Raw genomic sequence first — 21,207 nt, 5'->3', positions numbered from 1 at the left:
TTTGGCGGTCACACTGAGACTTGAACTCAGACATCGGAATGTTCCGATTACTCACAGTTTAGCAAACTGCTACCTTACCAGTTAGGCTTACGCGGCCGTATCGAAGACAATATCATGCATGTATCAAGTAAAGCTATCATAACCGAATTATTGGAAATTACCTTTAATAATGGGAACAAATTGCATGAATACCAATTGCCGCTTGATGCTCCGTAGCATTTAAGCAGGAAACAAACGAACGGCTGCACCAAACAGTACAGTCGTTTCATAAACATATCTTATTTTATCATACAATTCATAATAACGCTTATCATCATTTCCTTTTCAGCAGGCTGAGATTCAGCTATCATGATGGTCAGCGCCGCAAGGGTCTGGTCGGCAATTGCCTTTTCTGTCTTGGCTTCGTCAAGGAACAGAGCATTATTCTTGTCGAGAAAATACAGGAACATCGCTGCGGCGATTCGCTTGTTGCCGTCAGAGAATGAATGGTTCTTGGTGACAAAATACAGCAGATTTGCAGCTTTCTCTTCGAGTGAGGGATAAATCTCCACGCCTCCGAATTCCTGATAAATATTGGCAATGCTTCCCTTGAATGAGTCATCCTTTTCATTTCCGAAAAGATCGCTGTCGGAAGCAAATTTCATCTCATTTATGACTTTGCGGCACTCGTTATAATCAAGCACATAAACCGCTTTGCTTCCTGTCGGCTTCTTCATGGTCTGGTGATCATAGTCGTCAAGCAGGTCGAGAGCGGTATTGAACTTCTCAATCACCGACAGTACCTGTTTTGCATCAAGCTGATTTTCTGCTCGTTTCATAATGCGTATGACCTCACCTATCTGTTCTATACGCTTATTATTCACAGCATAGCCCTTGATTATGTACTCCTTCAACACTCCATTCGCCCATTTGCGGAACTCTACACCGCGCTGAGATTTTACGCGATAGCCGACGGAGATTATCACATCGAGGTTGTAGTAATCTACCTGATAAGTTTTACCGTCTGCGGCAGTTGTCGCAAATTTTGCGACAACTGAATTATCCCCTGTAAGTTCCTCTTTTAAGGCATTGTTGATATGCTTTCCGATCGTTTTTATATCACGGTCAAATAATTCCGCAAGTTGTGCTCTGTTAAGCCATACGGTATCACCGTCGGTATTGACATTGAGTTTGACTGTGTGGTCTGCAGTTTCATATAAAATTATCTCGTTTTTATCCATTAATATCACCTGCCGATTTGCAACTGCTTGTTTTTACCATTATACTACATCATATACCAAAAAGCAATACTCCAGGTTATACTAAAACGCTCCGCCTGACACATTATCAAACGGAGCGTTCTCTTTGGCGGTCGTACTGAGACTTGAACCCAGACATCGGAATTTCCCGATTACTCACAGTTTAGCAAACTGTTACCTTACCAATTAGGCTTATGCGACCTTGTATAGATTTTGACTGTCCGCAATGCTGAATGTGCGGAGGTTTCTCGCGTTCCGCAAAAAGTGAAACGCAAGACCGCACGCGCCGAGCTCGACGCTGGGGTAATCGAAGAGAATCGAACTCTCATTTTCAGAGCCACAATCTGACGTCCTTCCATTAGACGACGACCACCATAAATATATTTGATGTAAATAAACCTCCGTAAGCGAAAGCAGACTATCGCTTTTGTACGGGGTGAGCGAGCTTGCGAGCGTCAACGTGGCTGCGGTCAAGCTGGCTCAGCTTGTGGTGACGGATGCGGGGCTCGAACCCGGCATTTAGAGATTGAAAGCCTCTTGTCCTGACCTATTAGACGAATCCGCCATATATCTCCGCTCAGAAACTAACGGAGATTTTTATTGGTGGGTAAGGTAGGACTCGAACCTACAGCGTTTCTATGTCACGGATTTACAGTCCGCTGCCTTCACCAATTCGGCGCACTTACCCATATTTCGCCACTCAGACACGAGTGACGATTATTATTTTATCTATCGGCACATCAAACATATCCGCAAGTATTATCAGATTATCAATAGTAGGTACAGCGTCCCCACGCATCCACTTGAATATAGCCTGTGGAGTATTGAAACCGCATCTTGCCTGCACATCAGATATTTTGAAACCTTTGGATTTGATGATATTCTTGATATTATTACCTGTTGCCTTTACGTCGATTATCGGCATCGTGAGCATCTCCTTTCCTTGAATTATGATTTCAGACATAGAAAAAACACCGCCTGCTTACATACAGACGGTGTTTATCATTTGTATGGATCACAACACAAAGAAAGTGCGTTTCCGAAATGACTATCCACTACGTTTATCTGTATGCAGCACAAATAGAGCCTCTTCACTCTCGTGATAGAAACTTTCTTCATAGTGTTCGCTATACAGATAGACCATAGAAAACTGTTTCATTTCGGGTAACTCCTTTCGTAATAATTCTTGTTACAGAGGTCGATTCCGACCGTTTCTGTTCTGACTACACCAGTATTATAACATAGCTTTTCGTAAAAAGCAAGTAAACTACAGGTATATTATAATAATAGCAAAATGCATTTCCTGCACATTACTATGAGTTGTTGTATTTTCTGCAACAACTGAAAAATGAACCGTTGCAAAAAACGCAACTGTTCCTGCTAAAATGAGTTGTCGCATATTTTGCGATAACTGTCGACAGATCCCGTCCCGTTACAGACAGGAGCTGTTTTTTATTGAAAAACTCCCCCGGATATGGTATAATTATGGAAACTATCGGAAAGGAGCCGCGGCTACTATGATAATACTGATAACAGGCGCTTCGCATACAGGGAAAACGCTGCTTGCACAGAAACTGCTTAAAAAATACAAGTACCCTTACCTGTCTATCGACCACCTTAAAATGGGGCTTATAAGAAGCGATCAGACCGAGCTCACTCCCTATGACGACGACAAGCTGACGGCATACCTCTGGAATATCCTGAAAGAGATGATAAAGACTGCCATTGAAAACGAACAGGATCTCATAATCGAGGGCTGTTATATTCCCTTTGACTGGAAGAACAGCTTTGACGCCGACTATCTGTCGCAGATAAAATACATCTGCCTTGTTATGAGTGAAAGCTACATAAACAGCCATTTCAGCGACATTGTCAGCTTCGGGAACGCTATCGAGAAAAGGCTCTCCAATGACCTCAGTATTAATGACATAATACAGGACAATCAGGAATATCTCCGTGGCTGTATCAGGTACGGGTTCGATTATTTTCTGATAGATGATGAATACGATTTGGAAAGGTGCTGTATATGACCAACCCATGGGAAGAAATAAGTCTTGACGACTACGAAAAGCACATGAGCCTTGATTCTGTGCAGCAGCTTCAAGTGCTTGATTCCATAATGAAGGAGCAGTTCTCCGCCTACCCTGTGGAAACTGCGGCAGTTCTGGGAATTGCAGGCGGAAACGGACTTGAACACATTGACACCGACAAGTTCCGCACAGTCTACGGTGTGGACATCAATGCGGACTACCTCCGCGCAGTATCTCAGCGATATACTCAGCTTTCGGGAGTTCTGAAATGCCTGCACATCGACCTTATAAACGAGGCAGAGAAGCTCCCGCAGGCACAGCTTCTGATAGCGAACCTGCTTATCGAGTACATCGGCTACGGAGCGTTCCAGCGAGCCATTTTGCAGACTGCTCCCGAGTACGTTTCCTGCGTGATACAGATAAACACCGACGAGGAGCAATGGGTGTCGGAGTCGCCGTACCTGCGAGCTTTCGACAGGCTTGACGAGGTTCATCACCAAATGGAGGAAAAGGCTCTCACGGCTGCCATGAAGGAAATAGGCTACTCGCTGATATTGCAGAAGTCCGAACCGCTCCCCAACGGCAAGGCACTTGTGAGGCTGGATTTTAAAAAGGAAGGGTGATTTAATATGTCAGAAATAAATGAAATATACTATGAAGGTTACGAAGGTGAACCCGAAATCTTATTTATCATCGAAAATAATGGCATTAAGCGTAAAATGCTTGGTATCTGGGACGGATTTCTGAATGACATTCTTTCTGATGTTAAACCAACCGATAAAGGCTGGGTTGGTATCGCTTATTACTGGCATATTGGAATGTTTGAAGATGAACATTGGCTTAGGGACAAGCCATGGCGCATAGATGACCTTTCATCAGTCTACAAGCAATTAACATCAATAAATCATGATATGCGTGTTTTTCGGTATTATGATACGCTCGCTGTACTTTGTAATATCATTGATCTGATAAAAGAAGCTATGGAAAACAATGAGGAAGTATTAATCTATCGTGATTGAATAATGTTCAAACATATAAACGTATCTGACACAACAAGCCACAAAATATCAGGACAGCAAACTCTCACGATGTTATAATATAATTACACTAAAGGAGGGAAAACCAATGAACTTAGCCACAGGTATTCAGAAAGCTATCGACTACATCGAAGCGCACATCACCGACGAGCTTGATATGGCGGAGGTCGCAAGGCAGGCGGCTTGCTCGCCCTACTATTTCCAGAAGATATTCGGTATACTGTGCGGTATCACCGTAGGCGAATACATCCGTAACAGGCGGCTCACACTTGCCGGCAGTGAGCTGATGAAAACGGACGCAAAGGTCATCGACACGGCGCTGAAATACGGCTATGAGTCGCCTGAGAGCTTCACAAGAGCGTTCACTCGCTTCCACGGCGTAACGCCTACTGAAGCAAAGCGCGAGGGCGGCAGGCTACGTTCATTTTCCCGTTTCAAGGTGCAGATCATTTTGAAAGGCGGTAATTCCATGAATTATAACATCGTTAAAAAGGAAGCATTCACAGTGCTTGAAAAGGTTGAGCAGCACACAGTTGTTGGTGAGCAGAACAAGAACACTATCCCCGAATTCTGGGGTAGAGCCCACTCCGACGGCACTATCACAACTCTGCTTGAACACGCATCGGACAGCACTTTTATCTACGGTACCTGCTACGGCAACGGTCTCACAGACGCCGAGACCTTCGACTACGGTATCGCTGTGGAGTGCGCTCCCGATACAGTCGCTCCCGAAGGCTTCCGTGTAAACACTATACCTGCAAGAACGTGGGTAGTTGCTGAGTGTACAGGTCCCATGCCCGAGGCTATACAGCAGCTCTGGCACGAGCTTTGTGCGGAGTTCTTCCCCACATCGGATTACACTCCCACCTACGAAATGGACATCGAAGCTTACCCCGACGGAGATATGCTGTCTCCCGACTACAAGAGCCAGATATGGATTCCTGTTGTGAGCGAGTAAAACAAGTTTTGCCCCTGAACGTTTCAATTAACGCTCAGGGGCATTGTGTTTTATTCTGCTGTTGATATCTGCTTTTCCAGAACGAACCGAGCAAGCTCAACATTACCGTCTGTTTCGGTGGATACTATACGGAATCCGCATTTTTCGGTATAGAACTTAACATTTTCTTTCTTGTCCACAGGTGTTACTAAAGTTATCTTCTCCCAATCCTCATAAAGAGTCTTTACGAACCTAACCGCTTGTGTACCTATTCCTTTTCCCTGATACTCAGGAACAATGCACAGGCAAGTGATCTCATACACTCTCATTTCCTGCATTTTACAGGAAACGCACCCAACAGGTTTATTATCGCATAGTATGATATATTTCGGATTATCTCTTATTGAAGCTTCCATCATTTCTATCGTTTTACCATAACCGGGACAAGCACCAAATCTCCTGTAATCGCTGTAAAATGAAGCGTTATAGATATTTACCAGCATTTCTGCATCTTCTGTTTCAGCTTTTCTGTATTCTATCTTCACAGTTTATCAGCTCCTTAAAAACCGATTATATTAGTAAACATTATAGCATAGCATTACTGCCGTGTCAATAAAACACCGCTGTGCGGAGTTCTTCCCCTGAACGTTTCAATTAACGCTCAGGGGCATTAACATCTGTTTTGCTTACTGAGATAAATCAGTATTTATGTGAGAACCTGAATTAAATGAAGTTCACTTTCTCGTCTTCCTGTAAAAAACAAAACCGTCCTCTTCTTTTATGATCTGATACCCTAATTTTTCGTAAAAAGCGTTTGTCCGTACATTCCAGCTTGGAGTGTCAAGATCAAACTCCGCGGCAAATGGATAGTTCTTTTCTATGCACTCCATTAAACGAATTCCATAACCTTTTCTATGATAGACGCTGTCGATGAAAATTCTGCCAATGTACACACTGTTTTTTGTTTCATCCGAAAATATGACGGCTGCTCCCACAATATCTTTTCCTATCATTGCTTGATACAAATGCCCCTCTTGAGCCATCTGTTTATGCCATTCTACCGAATCATATCCGGGCGGACAGTCACCTTTTGCACCGCCGACATTTACGTCTGTTTCAAATGCTCTGACAGATATGTCTACAATTGTTTTTATCTGGTTTTCTTCTGCTGTAACAATATACATTCTACTTCCTCAATCGTCTTACAAATCTCGATTTATATTAGTAAACATTATACCATAGCATCGCTGCTGTGTCAATAAAAGCTCTATAATACACAGTTTTTATATGAACAACGAAAAATTGCTTGCTATCCACGCCGATCTATGCTATAATTGTAGAAAAATACCGACAGGGAGGTCTCACCATGCTTGATTTCATAACCATAAACGAACAAAGCAGTATCCGCGTTGACGAAGGAATGATCATTTACTCCGATCCCTACAACATCAACGGCGCACCGCACGATGCTGACATTATCCTCATCACACACAGCCACTTCGACCACTACTCCCCTGATGATATCCGCAAGGTGATAAAGTCCGACACTGTTATCGTCTGTCCGGACACTGTAAACGAGCCAAAGGAGCTTGGTCTGACCGTGAAACAGGTCACCGCAGGCGAAAAGTTTGAGGTCCTCGGTATCAGATTCGAGACTGTCCCTGCATACAATATAGGCAAGCCCTTTCACCCCAAGTCCAACGGCTGGCTGGGATACATCATCGACAGTCCCGACCACGGACGCATTTACATTGCAGGCGATACGGACATCACTCCCGACAACAAGCAGTTGAAGTGCGACATTGCGCTCATTCCTGCCGGAGGTAAATTCACTACCGATGCTTTACAGGCTGCGGAGCTCGCTAACACTATCCGTCCAAAGTACGCGATACCTATCCACTACGGAACAGTCGTAGGAAGTCCTGCTGACGGAGAGAAGTTCCGAAAGGTTGTGGACAGCGGCATAGAGGTAGTTTTAAAAATCTGATGATAAATATCGTGAACAGTAAGAAGGCAGCCATTGCGGCTGCCTTTTTCATTATATTTCGTACTTCTCAAGTTTCAGAAGGGCTGTCTTTTTATCAATTCCGCCTGCATAGCCTGTCAGACTTCCGTCCGCTCCGATTACTCTGTGACAGGGAATTATAATGGAGATAGGGTTATGTCCCACGGCACTTCCGACTGCCTGAGCCGACATATGCTCAGCACCTTGCTGATTTGCGATGATATTTGCTATCTCGCCATAGGTCATTGTCTGTCCGTAAGGTATCGTAAGAAGTATGTCGTACACTGCCTTTCGGAACGGCGTTGTGTGCAGACTTATAGGCGGAGTGAAGCCCGGCTCTTTTCCGCCAAAATAAATATCGAGCCAGTTGCAGGTCTGCGTAAATATCGGCAGCTCTGCTTCGGTGCCTTCCGATATGAGCTTATGGGGAAAGTATTTCTGCCCGTCGAACCATAAGCCTGTCAGTGCTTCGCCGTCACTGGCGAGGGTGATACCTCCGAGCGGAGAGATGTAGTGAAATATGTTATTCATGCTTTCATCACCCCTGATATCTGATCTGAAAATAATCAAGATAAGCTTTAAAGCGGTCTTGCGCTGTCAGTATGGTATCCGTCAGCCAGCCACGTTCCTGTTCCCAGTTCTTTAGTCCACGATAGTAGAACATCTTCAGATCGTCGGATACTATAAACGGAACTATATTATGCCGCAGGCACTCCTTCAGCATTATTAGCCTGCCGACTCTGCCGTTGCCGTCCTGAAATGGATGTATGGACTCAAACTGATAGTGGAAGTCAATTATATCTTCAAGCGCGATTTTTTTCAGGTCATTGTACTGTGATACGAGCTTTTTCATTTGTGCAGGCACTTCATCGGGAGCAGCAGTCATTTCGCCGCCGACCTCATTAGCGAACTTCTTATACTTGCCAACTGCAAACCATTCCTTTCTGCTGTCGGCAGTACCTGTTTTCAGCATCTTGTGAAGCTCCTTGATAAACGCCTCTGTTAAAGGCTTTTCTGCGTTCTCAATAACATAGTCGATACAGCGGAAGTGGTTGACCGTCTCGACGATATCGTCGACGTTAACGGCTTCATTTTCAAAGTCTAAAGTGTTAGTCTCGAAGATATAGCGCGTCTGGTCGTGGGTTAGCTTGCTTCCCTCAATATGATTGGAATTATAGGTCAGCTCTATCTGTAACTTGTGATAGATACCACCGTGCTGATTACTGCTTTTCTGCTCTCTGAGAACCTCAAGCAGTGTCTCTGGACGTTTCAGTTTTCGGCGTCCCGGTCTGACAGCATCGGCAGGGATTTTCCATGTTTTGCCGATAAGGACAGCGCCTTCGATGCGTCTTTCCGCACAGTAGTTGCGGACTGTACGCTCGGATATCCCCCATAATTCAGCCATTTCGGCTACACTTCTGTATTTCACGGTATCACCTCCATAGTTCTATTATATCATATTATCGGCAAAAAATCAATGATAATACACAGAAATTCTTGCCGATAAAAACTATACCACAGGTTTACTTGACATTTCCGTAATGCCGTGATATAATGATGTCAACACAAGGGAAAAGCTTCCCGGAATTCTTACTAACGAAAGGGTGAAAACAGTGAACGCTATCATGAACAACGCTGTGTCTGCATACATTTGTGCTTTTGATTTCCAGCAGTCAAGCTATTTCTTCCAGCAGGAGGATAATGGCTCAGTTTTGCTACGCACAGGACAGAAAAGTGCTTGTTCGGTCATCCTAAAAAGGTGAGCAGAGATAGTGTTGCATTGTAAACCATCTTCTGATAGAACATAGCCGTCTGTGTGCAGTATCAACTCACACAGGCGTTTTTTATTATTCTATTCAGAAAGGTGGTTATTTTTATGCCTATAGCAGCTCCGACTATCGATATGATAGCAACAGGCGCAAACATCAGAGCTTTGATAAAAGGCAAAGGACTCAAGGTGGCTGATGTACAAACAGTATTCGGCTTCAACACGCCGCAAGCAATATTCAAGTGGATGAGAGGAGACGCTATGCCCTCTATCGACAACATAGTCATACTGGCACATATACTTGATGTGCCTATTGACGAGATAATTATAACTAATTAGGCACTCCCGCCCATGTCGGGCGGGGCAAGATGATTCCGCTTCGTCTAATGGTAGGACATCTGCTTCTGACGCAGAAGATGTAAGTTCGATTCTTTCAGCGGGAACCAGCGCAGAGCCTGCGCCTCCGTCCACGTTGACGCTCGCAAGCTCGCTCACTCTTTTCAGAAAGCATAGTCTGCTTTCGCTCACGGCAGTAGTATCTAAATTGTAACATATACACAACGATGACTGTGTAGCCAAGTGGAAAGGCAATGGACTGCAACTCCATGAGCGCAGGTTCGACTCCTGTCACAGTCTCCATTATTGCCTCTGTAGCTCAGTTGGTAGAGCGCAGGTCCGAAGAACCTGGCGTCGCAAGTTCAACTCTTGCCGGGGGCACCATTCCGTTTCGTCTAATGGGCAGGACATCGGTCTTTGACTCCGATAATGGAAGTTCGAGCCTTCCAACGGGAACCACAAAAAACTATGAAAGGAATGATTATTATGAGCAGAAAATTAGCAAGTATACAAAGAATATGGAAGATAGAACCTATCGAAGGAGCTGACAGGATAGAGCTGGCTTATGTTCTTGGCTGGCAGTGCGTAGTAAACAAGGGACAGTTCAAGCCTATGGACTTAGCCGTATATTTTGAGATAGACAGCTTTATTCCCGTCAGAACTGAGTTTGAATTTCTGAGAGCGTCCAGCTACAAAAACACTGACATCATGGGTGAGGGATTCCGTCTGAAAACTCAAAAATTTCGAGGACAGGTATCGCAGGGACTTTTGCTGCCTATAAATATATTCCCCGAAATACCGACTGACATTGAACTCGGAGCAGATGTTACCGAAATACTCGGAGTCCGCAAGTGGGAGATAGAGGAACGTGCTACTTCCGGCGGTACTGTCGTAGGGAACCTGCCGAGAAGTATTCCTCATACCGATGAGACAAGAGTGCAGGCTGCACCTGAGCTCATAAAGGAGTTCACAGGGCTTGAATACTACATCAGCACAAAAATGGACGGCAGTTCCCACTCTATCAGTATAGATGAAGACGGTTTCCATGTTACAGGTCATAACTACGAGTACAAGGATGATGGCAACAGCGATTTCTACAAGCTTGTCAACGATCGCGGCTACAAGGAAAAACTCGAAGCCTTTATGGAAAAAGAAGGACTTACTTCTATCACCGTACAAGGAGAGCTTTGCGCTCCGGGTATACAGCAGAACCGTCTGAAGCTCAAAAGACCTGAGTGGTATGTTTTCACTGTAATGGAGAACGGCAAGCGTGTAGAACTTGAAAGAATGCTTGAAATATGCAGTGAACTGGAGTTCACGACTGTTCCGATAGAAGAGGTCGGTACAGACCTGCCTGCTAAATACCCAACCGTTGAAGCTCTGCTTGAACGAGCAGACGGAAACTATCCTAACGGCGGTAAAAAAGAAGGTATCGTTATTCGTCCGACTGAGCCTGTATTCAGCAGCAATATCGGCGCTGAACTGAGCATGAAGGTGGTAAGCAACAGGTATCTGCTGAAAAATGATGACTGAAATCCAATTCAACCATTTATTGGTATTCTGAAAATTTCAATAATATTTCATGATTCTCTTGATTTTTGCCTCGAAATTGTATTAAATACAATTTCGAGACGATAATCGTGATTTTTACATCAACTCAATCCGATAAAAACATAGCAGCTCCGTTCGGGATTTGCCCGTATAATCAGAGCTGCTCTGGTCATTTTTTCCGGTAGAGACGCGCCAATCCAACCACTTATTTACCACTTATTGGCAATGAAAATCGCTTAAAATCACTTGAAGATGCTAAAAGTGAAGCTTCAAAAATCGCCGAAATACAGCCATTTTCGCATTTTACCAAAAGCTGCTGAAAAGCTCGGGATTTTTTCAATTCCCGTACGGGTCACCAGATCATATGCTCGGAAACAGCGTAAATACGTTGTTTCTGAGTTTTTCTTTTATAGTGAAAAAAAGCTTTGTCCGCTATTGCGATTCCGTAGCGGACATTCTTGTTATAATCCCCACTATCCTGCGGAAGAAAGCTAAACGCTCCGTTCATCGCCTGAGCCACTCTTGCCTGTGCGGTCTGGAACATATGAGCATAGACGTTCAAAGTCGTTCCCGAATTGCAATGTCCTGACGCTTCCGCAACGGCGGACGGTCTATTTTTTCGTAATGATCTTCATAGCCTGATAGAAAACAAAAAGCCTATCTTTCGATAGACTTTTTCGACAGGCTGAGAGCTGACTGATTGGTCAGCTCTTTTTTACAGATCTTCTTCCGCCAAGTATTCAACTTCAATATTGTTTTCCGAGAAAACAGTATATCTCTCTTTATTATGTTTGTTTCTTTTCATATAATTCATAAAATCATCAATGCTCTTCTGAGGAGAAACGAAAATATAGACTAATCTGCTCTTACATTTGTTCATTTCCTCATATTTTTCTTTCTCATGTAACATCGCATAAATAGAAGATGTTTGGAACGCAGCTAAATTTTTGTAGTTTTTTATCTCAAAAATAATATCTTCATTGCTGTTTTTGGATACCGCAACGGCATCAAATCCATAACTTCCTATTTTGACATTAGATATAACATTATAGCTCTGTGAATATTTCTCAACTAATATTTTATATACCTTTTTTTCAATTTCTATATATCTCATTAATCTTTCAGAATTATAAAAATTTTCAGTATTATTTTTTTCATTCACACTATGCTCCGTTATACTATCTGTGTTGCTTTCTTCAAAAATCTCAGTCGTATTTTTTTCTTCTTCAGCTTCTTTTACAGCTTTCTTCAGTATTTCCGACGCATCCATTTGTTTCATTTGCGATTTGACTTCTTTCAGCTTCGTATCCGCAACCACCTGCTTATCAAGCTCTCGCTGCATTATGAACCAATACCAGCCGCCGATTATCAGAAAAATCAAACCAAACGTGAAGAAAACCGGTACCACATAAGCAGAATATCTGTCAATAAGCTGAAAAAGCCGCTGCTTTTGTTCCAAGCTTTCGCGTGAATACTCAGATAGCTTCTCGTATTTTTCCTGTTCGATGATAGTTACCTTGAAGTTTGCTGCATAAATAAGTCCTGCAAACGGAAGCGTTATCAGTATTACGCCCAATGACACAAGGAATTTATAAAAACTGTCATATTTCAGCTTGTCCATTTTCATTACCTTCCATAAAGCGATCTTGCCATATCTTTTTTCTTTCATTTAATGATACAATATTTACATCGCTATGTCAAAAAAAAACAAAAATAAAGCCGAAAAGCAATTGCTTTTCGATTTCAGCTTGTCAATTCCGCCTTTACGAAGCGCTTAACACTTCCTGATGAAATGGGTTGTACAAGATTTTTCCGCACTCGTTATATTCTATTTATCCACAACTTTCTTCTTAAATTCAAAAATATTTTTTGCCATAAAAAATACCGACCTCCAATCGTTAGATTTGGGTCTAACTTTTGGGGGGCGGTACATTCATCTGTCCCGTTTGTTGAGTTGTATTACTGCGGTTCAAGCTCAGGATCACTGGTTGTGATTACGTCCTCATTATCAAAAATAATAATATCCATTTCCGGAGCAGTGTATTTATCCTTCATTTTTCCTTCTCCTCTTATTTCATTTATTTGCCAATATAAGCTTCTGCTGTTTTAGCATAAACATATGTTGCCTTTGCCATATCTATAAGCTCATCACTTGCGCTTTCATTATTGAGCACACGGTAAACATATGACAGTGGAATAAACTTATACTCTGTATCATCTATGATCGATCTGTATTCGCTTCCAAGCTTTTGTGCAGGTATATTTGTTATCTCATAGTATTTTCCGTACTTTCCTGTTTTAGGAGCAATAACGCTGTCACTGTATTCGACCTTATCAGCATCAGTATATATTCTCAAAGCAGTCGCAGGATTAAGAACAAGTGAGATCTTAATATCTTTGCCGAATTCAGGAGCGTAATCCTTTACGCTGTCTGCGTTCACATTATCGATGCCTGCAATGGCATTTTTAGTGCCGTTGAAGTAATTCTCAGCAGCCTTGCAGAAATTTTCAAGGCCGTCTACAAATGCCGCTAAAGTGGGATCTGAATACAACTTGCTCTTCTTGATCTCGTTGATATAGTCATAAACTGAAGATTTGATCTGTGAATGATCACAGAGCCCATAATTGTCATTGCATACTATAAGGCGTTTACCGTCCTTGTCGTAGGCTCTAAGGGTGATCGGCTCATTTCCCTGAGCTGCATTTATTGGATATGAGAATTTGTAATATCCGCTGTCCTGAATGATGCCGGAAAAATCAATAAATTCCCTTTCACCGCAGGGACTGCTTATTACTGCCTTTGAAAGGTCCTCACAAGGCTGTAGATAAACATTTACTCCGATATTTCCGTCAAGGGTAATGCTATTGCCTTTAACTATGCATATACTTGGGTCGAGAGCAGTGCAGTTTCTGAACACATCTGAATTATATTTAGTGCTGCTTGTATCAAAGCCGGTAACATCAATGTATTCAAGGCTTGAACAGTCTTCGAACATGCTGGTCATATCAGTAACCCTGCTTGTATCAAAATTACTCACATCGATTTCTTTAAGAGACGAGCAGTTCCAGAACATTCCATTCATATCAGTTGCGCTGCTTGTATCTAAGATTATTTTTAGAACAATTTTTCCTTCTCAAAACGTACATTACTATGATTTGTCTCATATTTTTGCGATAACTGACAACAGCTCATATCCACACGGACAGGAGCTGTTTTATATTGACGAACACACTATTATAGATCAAGCAAAATGTGGGTATATCATGACTTATGATCTATATACTGTGATACTCCATAAAAATACCCATATACACCTTCTTCGCTTCCTAACTTATAACGCTTTATAGCTTTCATCATTGGATAGATCTCGGACCCGTCTTTGAATTTGAATACAGCCTTGATTTCGCCTTCAGGGTCATTATCGTCAGTTATCCACTCTCCGCCATATAGCCGTTTAGCTGTTTCTCCTATATAGCTACCTATAGCAAAGAGTATAGGTCCTCTGTTACCGCTTTCGAGAAGTCCGCCGCTCCTTTTTTGCTCATCAAAAAATCGGTCTATTTCTTTCATACTCTGTACTGTATAATCAAGCTTATATCCAGAAGAATTCATTGCGAGAACTATCCAGTCCGACATTTTTACTATATCTTCTGCAAGTGTTGCCTGTTCATTAACATTAGATAAAGTTTCTTTCTGACTTTTAGGGGCGTTTTTGTTCTTCTTATTGAATAGATCCTTGAATCCCATAACTTCTCCTTTGATAATTGTTTTCAATATTATAACATATCAAAGTTGCTTTGTCCACCATTCTAATTGAAAAACTCTCCCAAATATGATATAATTATGGAAACTATCAATTAAAGGAGCAATGTATCATGAAAAATATTATTCAAGAAGTAAAAGATGAGTTTGAGGACCTGAAAAATATTTCTTCTATGTTAGAGAAAAAAACAGAATTTGATGCTCCGTGTCCGTCTGGAAAAATTGAAGAATGGGAAAAAACTAATGGTGTAAAAATACCTGAGATGTATAAAAGCTGGTTATTGCTCACTTCATACGCAAGGATCATGGATGGCGGAATAGAGCTGTTTTTTCCTGAAATAAGCACTCCTGATAAAGAAGATGTATATATCGGGAGCCTTGGGTATGGCAGTGACAGTTTGTATTTTTCAAAAATTACAGGAGCATTTTATGCGATCGGCGATGACAGAGAAGAATATGAAGATTTTCTTGATTTTCTTACATATGTTCATGTAACTTTGGAAGATGAAGCCGAAGAGGAATACGGCGAAGAATGGCTGGAAATATATGACGAGAAGTTCGGGAATGAGTAAAATCATATCCACTTCTATTGCCGCGAACTCTACTTAACGAGGTGAATCCTATGCCAAACCCATGGGAAGAAATAAGTCTTGACGACTACGAAAAGCACATGAGCCTTGATTCTGTACGGCAGCTTCAGGCGCTTGATTCCATAATGGAGGAGATAGGCTACTCGCTGATATTTCAGGAGTCCTGCCCCCTGCCGAATGGCAAGGCACTGGTGAGGTTGGATTTTGAGAGAAATGAGGTGTAAAATGAGCATTGGAATGAAGCGCGGAACAGTTTTCCTTGAGGAACACCAGACTGCATGGGAGGAAAGTGCAAGGACTGTTATCAACGATATTCAAAGTGCACTGGACGGTCTGAACGCCGATGTTCAACACATCGGAAGCACATCTGTAAAATCCATAAAAGCTAAGCCGATAATAGATATCGCCGTTGCTGTCAATGATCTTGATGAGGTCATCGCCCGCAATGAAACGCTTGCGGAACGCGGTATAATTTTTCGTTTCGATGAGCGTCCCGAACACCTGCTTTATGTCAAGGGCGATTTTGAAAAAGATACAAGAACTCACCATATCCACGTTATTCCAAAAGGCTCGGAGGAGTGGAAGAATTACCTGTGCTTCCGCGACTATCTGAACGAAAAACTCAGTATCGCAAAGGAATATGAAGCTCTGAAACTGGAGCTGTGTGAGAAATACGGCAATGACAGAAACGCCTACACCGACGCAAAGGAAGACTTTATCCGCAGAGTCACTGCCGATGCTCGGAAAAAATATGCAGACAGGTATTGAGCAATAAAGCCTGACACCAAAAGCCGCAAAATACCAGTGCCCTGCCTAATGGCAAGGCACTGGTGAGGCTTGATTTTAAGATGAAAGGATGATTTTATGTATATTCCGGAAATACCAAATAACAGTATAACAAAAGAGATAAAAAAACTGACTGCGTTATGCGAAAAAAAGATAGCCGAATACGGAGAAAACTCCTCATGGTTCAAACCACCGATGATTGAAAATGACATTCAGAAATGGGAAACTGAAAACAATATCAAACTTCCAGCTACATATAGAGAATGGTTGCTTTTTTCCGAGGAATCATTGATCAGAAACGATCTGGCACATTTTTACAGACTTGATGATTTTAAATATAATGTGATAGATGTTTCTCCTGATCTTATAGTTATCGGAGAGATTTTCGGCGACGGCGAATTGATATGTTTATCAAGATCAAAAAACACTTTCTGTATTTTTGACCATGGTGAATCAGAAGTACAGGAAGATTTTCGGGACATTCTAAAGGAAATAATACGCATATTGGACGAGAAAAGCTCTTTATCTCCAAAAATGCAAGATTTACTAATGCAAATGGTCAAGGATAAAAAATAAGAATAAAACCACCTGACAACAAAAGCCATAAAATATCAGGACATCGAAGGATTTCCCCGACTACAAGAGCCAGATATGTATTCCTGTTGTGAGTGAGTAAAACGCACATACAGTTTTGCCCCTGAACGTTTAAATTAACGCTCAGGGGCATTATCATCTGTTTTGTTTAACGAGACAAATCAGAATAAAGTATAATCAGTTTATTGCTATATCGATAATATAATCTAAAACCTCATAAAAGTCAGAAAATTCCGAACACTCTTCTTTTATGCTGTCATAATCTTCATATTCATAAAAGAAGAACGAGCCGTATCTTGCATCATAACATATGTGACACGAATTATAAAAGCCTATGATCAGTAGTTCTTTCGGAACTTTTCCTTCTGAAAAATCATAGTTTATTTTACATTTATCACTTGCATTTACACTAAAGAGGAAAGCATCTCCACCAAATAATTCGGCTCCATTTGAGCACCTCAGGAACTCCTTATATGATTCTGGGATTTTAACTTTCATCTTCTCTTCAAACTCACTTATTTCAGAATCTGTTGCAGGAGAGTGAAAATCAGATTGCATCCAGTTTTCAACTATGTTTTTTATTTTTTCAATACGTTCTTGCATAATTAACTCCTAATAAGATATATTCCGATTTATGTTAGTTACAATTATAGCATAGCATCGCTGCTGTGTCAATAAAACTCAGTAACGGTATGCAGTTGCCCATAATAAATACACCACCGCCGTTCAGGTTAGTCCCGAGCGGCGGTGTTTTTATAGTTGTATTATCCTTTGCCGCCAATTATGGCGAGTTCTCATTTCAGCGCATCGATGATCTCAGCAGTCAGCTTTTCAGCAGAGATACCGTGAGCGTCAAGCAGTTCCTCTGCCTTGAATTCGGTGTGGAAAGCCTTGGAAATTCCGTGACAGTGTACACGCATATCACAATCGCCGTAGAATGCTGCGATATTCTGTCCGTAGCCGCCCATGACCTCGCCGTCCTCAATGGTGATGACAAGGCTGTGGTCTTTTTTCAGCGAGTCAAGAAGCTCCTCGTCCACACCGCTGACAAATCTCGGATTTATGACAGTGATATCTGTGCCTGTCTGTTCCTTTACCTTATCGGCAGCTTTCAGCGCCATGGAAACAAGTCCGCCCACTGCAATGAGCGCCGCCTTGCTGCCTTTGCGTTCGACCTTGTTTTTCAGAACGGAGTAATCGGTATCGTCAGCGACACCTGTCGATATAAGATTATCGACAACTCTGATAGCAACAGGGTGCTGCTTCTGAGTTGTGGCATATCTGAACATCTGCACGAATTCTTCATTGCTTGCAGGCGCAAGATAAACGAGATTGGGAATATGGGCAAACATCTGTATATCGCAGAGCGCAATGTGTGTATTGGAATTCATGCCGTACGCGCCGGGGCTGAGTATCAGGAATGTGGCAGGGCTGTCATTAAGGCACACATCGTGGGACATCTGGTCGTAAGTCCTCTGGAAAAATGGAGCAAATGTGCCGAATACTGCCGTGCCGCCGTTTCGTGCGATACCGCCTGCCATAGCGACTGCATTTTCCTCTGCGATGCCGACGTCGATGAACTGTCCGCGCTGTACATATTCCTCACGGATCCCCTGCACAAAGCCAAGTCCCATGGGAGTTGCGGCATTCAGAACAATGGCATTCTCATTTGTATCCAGCAGCTCTTTCAGGCAGTCAAATACAACATTTTCGCCGCCCTCATAAGGGTACAGCGGAGAGCCGTCCTCAACGTGGAATGGTCCGCCCGCGTGCCAGCTTTCACGGTCCTTTTCTGCGTAGGGCAGACCTTTTCCCTTGATAGTGTGGATATGGAGCACAACAGGGTGGTCGATGTCCTTAACGCTCTCAAACAGCTCCACCAGCTTTGCGGTATCGTGACCCTCATCAAGATAGCGGTAGTCCAGTCCCATTGCACGGAAAATATTATCCTCGGCAGTGCCATTCGATTCACGGAGCTTTTTCAGCGTTTTGTAGAGTCCGCCGTGATTTTCAGCGATACTCTGGTCATTGTCATTGACGATGATGATGAGGTTCTTGTCGTACTCTCCTGCGTAGTCAAGAGCTTCGAGAGCCTCGCCGCCCGAAAGCGAACCGTCGCCGATGAGGGCGATGATATTCTCACTGCGCTTATTCAGGTCACGTCCCTTTGCAAGTCCAAGCGCAAGGGAAACAGAGGTGGAAGTATGACCGACAATGAACATATCATGCTCGCTCTCGTTGGGATTGGTATAGCCTGTCACATCGTGAAAATGCTCCTCATCAAGGAAGGCTTCCTTTCTGCCTGTCAGTATCTTGTGAGGGTAACACTGGTGGGATACGTCAAAGACTATCTTGTCCTTGGGGGAGTTGAATACATAGTGGAAAGCCACAGTCAGCTCCACAACACCGAGGTTCGGTCCCTGATGTCCGCCTGCTTTGCTTATCTTGTTGATGAGTGCGGCTCTTGTCTCGTCCGCAAGTGTCTGAAGCTGAGAGACCTCCAGCTTTTTTATGTCGTCGGGGCAGTTGATATTTTCCAAGTACATTGTTATTCCTCCTTGTATTATAGGTTCAGCCACTCTCTGACAGCAGCTTCTGTCAGATGATTTCCGTCAATGCTTTTGTGAACATTTCCTCTGCAAAGCTTCTTCACGTCGTCTGTGCCCACAGAACCGCTTCCGCCGTGGGTATTGAAAAGGTACACGTTCTTGCCTGTGAGGTCGTATTGCTCAAGAAAGCTCAGCACTATCATCGGGCAGGTATACCACCATGCAGGATAGCCGATCACAATGTCGGTGTACTGCGATATATCCGCGATCGAGCCTGCAAAGGCAGGGCGGACGTCCCTGTCACGCTCCTTTTTCGCCTGTGCCGCACAGATGGGGTATATCTTGGAGTACGACTTTTCGGGACTCAGCTCGAATATATCGCCGCCTGTTGTCTCTGCGATGAGTTTGGCGGCTTTTCGTGTGTGTCCGCCCCATGAAAAGTATACGGTCAGGAATTTTCTCTCCGTCATAGTACACCTCCGTTCCGGTATTGATTATGATATCAGTTTGTGTTATAATTGGAACAGATATCCTGTTGTAACCATATTATAGCATGATATCCGTGGTTTGTACAATGCTAATATAGGATACTGCTATAAACGAAAGTTATACTGAGGTAAAATTATGCTGGAATTATATCTCCTGCGGCAGCTTGCTGCATTCAAAGAATACGGCACACTTTCCGAAGCTGCCGAAAGGCTGTATCTCTCACAGCCTGCACTTAGCCGCAATATGAGAAAGCTGGAGGAAGAAATAGGAGTACCGCTGTTCGTGCGCAGCCGCAACAAGCTTGAGCTGAACGAAAACGGCATACTGACCGCCGAGCTTGCCGAGAAAACTATTTCGGAGATCGACAGTATCGCAAAGCAGGTTCGCGACTTTGACCGCAGCCGCAGAACGATATCGCTGGGCGTCTGTGCGCCTGCACCCATATGGAAGCTGACTCCGCTGCTGTCGCAATCATACCCCACAATGACGATACAGACCGAGATAACGGAGGAAACGGAGCTTCTGGAGGGACTCCACAATGGGCAGTATCAGCTCATAGTGCTGCATTTCAAGCCCGAGGATAAGCACTACATAAGCACTGCCTGCGGAAGTGAAAAGCTGTTCTTCTCGCTGCCGCCGACACACAGGCTTGCAAAAGAAGCCGCACTGTCATTTTCCGACCTTGACGGCGAGAACTTCCTGCTGATGTCGGAGATAGGCTTCTGGCATGATATGACCGTCAGAAAGATGCCCCATTCCAGATTTCTGGTACAAAATGACCGCTTTACTTTTGATGAGATAGTCAGCGCCTCGGTTCTTCCTACATTCAGCACGGATACTGCAAATGAGTTTTTCGGAAGCAGTCCGGACCGTGTCGAGATACCCATTACCGACGAAGAAGCAGAGGTGAGGTATTTCCTCGTCTGCCTGAAGGAGAATGAAAAGCAGTTCGGGCAGCTGTTTGAAGCTTTATAATGCATTATTTAACGGCGAACCAAAAGCACTTTTTGCTATTATATAATTATGAAAAACATCACTTTATGGAGGAATACATCATGGAAATTATTATCCAAAGAGTATTTGACGATTTTGAGGACATAAAAAAGATATCTTCAATATTAAATTGCAGCTATAAATTTGATCCGCCTGCTTCATTTGAGGAGATATCAGATTGGGAAAAAGACAATAACATCAGTATCCCCGATATGTATAAAAGCTGGCTTATGCTTACAAAATATGCCCGTATCATGGGCGGTGAATTTGAGCTTTTTTTCCCGGAAATAAGCAAGCATTACGAAAACGCAGTATTGATCGGGAGCATAGGCGGTTCAGGAAAGGATCTTCTTTTTTCATCTAAAACAGGCGAAATATACAGCGTTGATGATGAAGTAGAAAAATATGAAGATTTTGTTGACTTCCTTGCTCATGTTTATATAAGATTAGAGGCTGAAGCAGAAGATGAATACGGTGACAGCTGGACCGATATTTATGATGAGAAATTCGGAGATGAGTAATATCAAAAAGCTCCTGCAAT

Annotated in this window: 25 protein-coding genes and 9 tRNA genes; 17 read left to right on the top strand and 17 right to left on the bottom strand. The window is 43.0% G+C overall.

What is annotated here, in order from left to right:
- Positions 1 to 2: 2 nt before the first annotated feature.
- The 7 genes from DSZ37_RS15385 to DSZ37_RS15355 all read right to left on the bottom strand — a co-directional run bounded on the left by DSZ37_RS15385 (position 3) and on the right by DSZ37_RS15355 (position 2,202).
- Positions 3 to 97 (bottom strand) — tRNA-Ser (locus DSZ37_RS15385).
- Positions 98 to 278: 181 nt separating this feature from the next.
- Positions 279 to 1,220 (bottom strand): virulence protein RhuM/Fic/DOC family protein, encoded by a 942-nt coding sequence (rhuM, locus tag DSZ37_RS15380; protein WP_109727747.1) that lies wholly within the window; start codon positions 1,218 to 1,220, stop codon positions 279 to 281.
- A gap of 125 nt (positions 1,221 to 1,345) precedes the next feature.
- A tRNA-Ser gene (locus tag DSZ37_RS15375) sits at positions 1,346 to 1,440 on the bottom strand.
- A gap of 97 nt (positions 1,441 to 1,537) precedes the next feature.
- Positions 1,538 to 1,611 (bottom strand) — tRNA-His (locus DSZ37_RS15370).
- Between the two features lie 115 nt (positions 1,612 to 1,726).
- Positions 1,727 to 1,803: transfer RNA gene (locus tag DSZ37_RS15365), tRNA-Glu, on the bottom strand.
- Positions 1,804 to 1,839: 36 nt separating this feature from the next.
- Positions 1,840 to 1,926, bottom strand: a tRNA-Tyr gene (locus DSZ37_RS15360).
- Positions 1,927 to 1,938: 12 nt separating this feature from the next.
- Positions 1,939 to 2,202 carry a helix-turn-helix domain-containing protein gene (locus DSZ37_RS15355; RefSeq protein ID WP_347504744.1) on the bottom strand — a complete coding sequence of 88 codons (264 nt, stop codon included), beginning with the start codon at positions 2,200 to 2,202 and terminating at the stop codon, positions 1,939 to 1,941.
- Between the two features lie 553 nt (positions 2,203 to 2,755).
- Between DSZ37_RS15355 and DSZ37_RS15350 the strand changes: the two genes are divergently transcribed.
- The 4 genes from DSZ37_RS15350 (at position 2,756) to DSZ37_RS15335 (ending at position 5,263) form a co-directional block, all read left to right on the top strand.
- Positions 2,756 to 3,268, top strand: a complete 513-nt coding sequence (locus DSZ37_RS15350; RefSeq protein ID WP_109727746.1) for an AAA family ATPase — start codon at positions 2,756 to 2,758, stop codon at positions 3,266 to 3,268.
- Positions 3,265 to 3,891, top strand: coding sequence for a methyltransferase type 11 (locus tag DSZ37_RS15345; RefSeq protein ID WP_109727745.1), 627 nt, complete (start codon positions 3,265 to 3,267; stop codon positions 3,889 to 3,891). The genes DSZ37_RS15350 and DSZ37_RS15345 overlap by 4 nt, the downstream gene beginning before the upstream one ends.
- A 6-nt stretch (positions 3,892 to 3,897) precedes the next feature.
- Positions 3,898 to 4,287, top strand: a complete 390-nt coding sequence (locus tag DSZ37_RS15340; protein WP_109727744.1) for a hypothetical protein — start codon at positions 3,898 to 3,900, stop codon at positions 4,285 to 4,287.
- Positions 4,288 to 4,393: 106 nt separating this feature from the next.
- Positions 4,394 to 5,263: an AraC family transcriptional regulator gene (locus tag DSZ37_RS15335; protein WP_109727743.1), complete on the top strand. Its 870-nt coding sequence runs from the start codon at positions 4,394 to 4,396 to the stop codon at positions 5,261 to 5,263.
- A 50-nt stretch (positions 5,264 to 5,313) separates the two neighbouring features.
- On the opposite strand, the gene DSZ37_RS15330 is transcribed toward DSZ37_RS15335, so the two are convergent.
- Both DSZ37_RS15330 and DSZ37_RS15325 read right to left on the bottom strand, forming a co-directional pair.
- Positions 5,314 to 5,787, bottom strand: coding sequence for a GNAT family N-acetyltransferase (locus DSZ37_RS15330; RefSeq protein WP_109727742.1), 474 nt, complete (start codon positions 5,785 to 5,787; stop codon positions 5,314 to 5,316).
- Positions 5,788 to 5,976: 189 nt separating this feature from the next.
- On the bottom strand, positions 5,977 to 6,426 hold the full coding sequence (locus DSZ37_RS15325; protein WP_109727741.1) for a GNAT family N-acetyltransferase: 450 nt from the start codon (positions 6,424 to 6,426) through the stop codon (positions 5,977 to 5,979).
- Between the two features lie 182 nt (positions 6,427 to 6,608).
- On the opposite strand from DSZ37_RS15325, the gene DSZ37_RS15320 reads away from it, so the two are divergent.
- Positions 6,609 to 7,229 (top strand): MBL fold metallo-hydrolase, encoded by a 621-nt coding sequence (locus DSZ37_RS15320; RefSeq protein ID WP_109727740.1) that lies wholly within the window; start codon positions 6,609 to 6,611, stop codon positions 7,227 to 7,229.
- 51 nt (positions 7,230 to 7,280) lie between these two features.
- Here DSZ37_RS15320 and DSZ37_RS15315 read toward each other — a convergent pair whose 3' ends face one another.
- Both DSZ37_RS15315 and DSZ37_RS15310 read right to left on the bottom strand, forming a co-directional pair.
- Positions 7,281 to 7,778 carry a methylated-DNA--[protein]-cysteine S-methyltransferase gene (locus DSZ37_RS15315; RefSeq protein WP_109727739.1) on the bottom strand — a complete coding sequence of 166 codons (498 nt, stop codon included), beginning with the start codon at positions 7,776 to 7,778 and terminating at the stop codon, positions 7,281 to 7,283.
- A 7-nt stretch (positions 7,779 to 7,785) separates the two neighbouring features.
- The gene (locus DSZ37_RS15310) at positions 7,786 to 8,676 is read right to left on the bottom strand and encodes a Fic family protein (protein ID WP_109727738.1); all 891 of its coding nucleotides are present in this window, start codon (positions 8,674 to 8,676) and stop codon (positions 7,786 to 7,788) included.
- 447 nt (positions 8,677 to 9,123) lie between these two features.
- Here DSZ37_RS15310 and DSZ37_RS15305 point away from each other — a divergent pair, with 447 nt between their 5' ends.
- The 6 genes from DSZ37_RS15305 (at position 9,124) to DSZ37_RS15280 (ending at position 10,884) form a co-directional block, all read left to right on the top strand.
- Positions 9,124 to 9,354, top strand: coding sequence for a helix-turn-helix domain-containing protein (locus DSZ37_RS15305; protein WP_028519945.1), 231 nt, complete (start codon positions 9,124 to 9,126; stop codon positions 9,352 to 9,354).
- 33 nt (positions 9,355 to 9,387) lie between these two features.
- A tRNA-Gln gene (locus tag DSZ37_RS15300) sits at positions 9,388 to 9,461 on the top strand.
- Positions 9,462 to 9,580: 119 nt separating this feature from the next.
- Positions 9,581 to 9,654 (top strand) — tRNA-Cys (locus DSZ37_RS15295).
- 5 nt (positions 9,655 to 9,659) lie between these two features.
- A tRNA-Phe gene (locus tag DSZ37_RS15290) sits at positions 9,660 to 9,735 on the top strand.
- Positions 9,736 to 9,810 (top strand) — tRNA-Gln (locus DSZ37_RS15285). It abuts the tRNA gene before it with no gap.
- A gap of 27 nt (positions 9,811 to 9,837) precedes the next feature.
- The gene (locus tag DSZ37_RS15280) at positions 9,838 to 10,884 is read left to right on the top strand and encodes an RNA ligase family protein (protein WP_242978644.1); all 1,047 of its coding nucleotides are present in this window, start codon (positions 9,838 to 9,840) and stop codon (positions 10,882 to 10,884) included.
- A 733-nt stretch (positions 10,885 to 11,617) separates the two neighbouring features.
- On the opposite strand, the gene DSZ37_RS15270 is transcribed toward DSZ37_RS15280, so the two are convergent.
- The 3 genes from DSZ37_RS15270 to DSZ37_RS15260 all read right to left on the bottom strand — a co-directional run bounded on the left by DSZ37_RS15270 (position 11,618) and on the right by DSZ37_RS15260 (position 14,650).
- Positions 11,618 to 12,523, bottom strand: coding sequence for a hypothetical protein (locus DSZ37_RS15270; RefSeq protein WP_109727737.1), 906 nt, complete (start codon positions 12,521 to 12,523; stop codon positions 11,618 to 11,620).
- Between the two features lie 457 nt (positions 12,524 to 12,980).
- Positions 12,981 to 14,012: a BspA family leucine-rich repeat surface protein gene (locus DSZ37_RS15265; RefSeq protein ID WP_278299005.1), complete on the bottom strand. Its 1,032-nt coding sequence runs from the start codon at positions 14,010 to 14,012 to the stop codon at positions 12,981 to 12,983.
- Positions 14,013 to 14,164: 152 nt separating this feature from the next.
- Positions 14,165 to 14,650: a hypothetical protein gene (locus DSZ37_RS15260; RefSeq protein ID WP_109727735.1), complete on the bottom strand. Its 486-nt coding sequence runs from the start codon at positions 14,648 to 14,650 to the stop codon at positions 14,165 to 14,167.
- 128 nt (positions 14,651 to 14,778) lie between these two features.
- On the opposite strand from DSZ37_RS15260, the gene DSZ37_RS15255 reads away from it, so the two are divergent.
- The 4 genes from DSZ37_RS15255 (at position 14,779) to DSZ37_RS15240 (ending at position 16,617) form a co-directional block, all read left to right on the top strand.
- Positions 14,779 to 15,237, top strand: a complete 459-nt coding sequence (locus DSZ37_RS15255) for a hypothetical protein (protein ID WP_109727734.1) — start codon at positions 14,779 to 14,781, stop codon at positions 15,235 to 15,237.
- A 50-nt stretch (positions 15,238 to 15,287) separates the two neighbouring features.
- A complete protein-coding gene (locus DSZ37_RS18180; RefSeq protein ID WP_347504738.1) occupies positions 15,288 to 15,479 on the top strand; it encodes a hypothetical protein in 192 nt (63 codons plus the stop codon).
- A 1-nt stretch (position 15,480) separates the two neighbouring features.
- Positions 15,481 to 16,023, top strand: a complete 543-nt coding sequence (locus tag DSZ37_RS15245; protein WP_181380338.1) for a GrpB family protein — start codon at positions 15,481 to 15,483, stop codon at positions 16,021 to 16,023.
- Between the two features lie 96 nt (positions 16,024 to 16,119).
- Positions 16,120 to 16,617: an SMI1/KNR4 family protein gene (locus DSZ37_RS15240; RefSeq protein ID WP_109727732.1), complete on the top strand. Its 498-nt coding sequence runs from the start codon at positions 16,120 to 16,122 to the stop codon at positions 16,615 to 16,617.
- A gap of 195 nt (positions 16,618 to 16,812) precedes the next feature.
- On the opposite strand, the gene DSZ37_RS15235 is transcribed toward DSZ37_RS15240, so the two are convergent.
- The 3 genes from DSZ37_RS15235 to DSZ37_RS15225 form a co-directional block, all read right to left on the bottom strand.
- On the bottom strand, positions 16,813 to 17,238 hold the full coding sequence (locus tag DSZ37_RS15235) for an SMI1/KNR4 family protein (protein WP_109727731.1): 426 nt from the start codon (positions 17,236 to 17,238) through the stop codon (positions 16,813 to 16,815).
- 191 nt (positions 17,239 to 17,429) lie between these two features.
- Positions 17,430 to 19,181, bottom strand: a complete 1,752-nt coding sequence (locus tag DSZ37_RS15230; RefSeq protein ID WP_109727730.1) for a 1-deoxy-D-xylulose-5-phosphate synthase — start codon at positions 19,179 to 19,181, stop codon at positions 17,430 to 17,432.
- A gap of 17 nt (positions 19,182 to 19,198) precedes the next feature.
- On the bottom strand, positions 19,199 to 19,654 hold the full coding sequence (locus DSZ37_RS15225; RefSeq protein WP_109727729.1) for a flavodoxin: 456 nt from the start codon (positions 19,652 to 19,654) through the stop codon (positions 19,199 to 19,201).
- A 154-nt stretch (positions 19,655 to 19,808) separates the two neighbouring features.
- Between DSZ37_RS15225 and DSZ37_RS15220 the strand changes: the two genes are divergently transcribed.
- Both DSZ37_RS15220 and DSZ37_RS15215 read left to right on the top strand, forming a co-directional pair.
- On the top strand, positions 19,809 to 20,648 hold the full coding sequence (locus DSZ37_RS15220; protein ID WP_109727728.1) for a LysR family transcriptional regulator: 840 nt from the start codon (positions 19,809 to 19,811) through the stop codon (positions 20,646 to 20,648).
- 80 nt (positions 20,649 to 20,728) lie between these two features.
- A complete protein-coding gene (locus DSZ37_RS15215; RefSeq protein WP_109727727.1) occupies positions 20,729 to 21,187 on the top strand; it encodes a hypothetical protein in 459 nt (152 codons plus the stop codon).
- Positions 21,188 to 21,207 lie beyond the last annotated feature (20 nt).

Origin of the sequence: Ruminococcus flavefaciens (assembly GCF_900116855.1) — a bacterium.
Lineage (GTDB): Bacteria > Bacillota > Clostridia > Oscillospirales > Ruminococcaceae > Ruminococcus > Ruminococcus flavefaciens_R.
The sequence above is the reverse complement of the archived record's forward strand: the minus strand, read 5'-3'. Positions and strand labels throughout refer to the sequence as shown.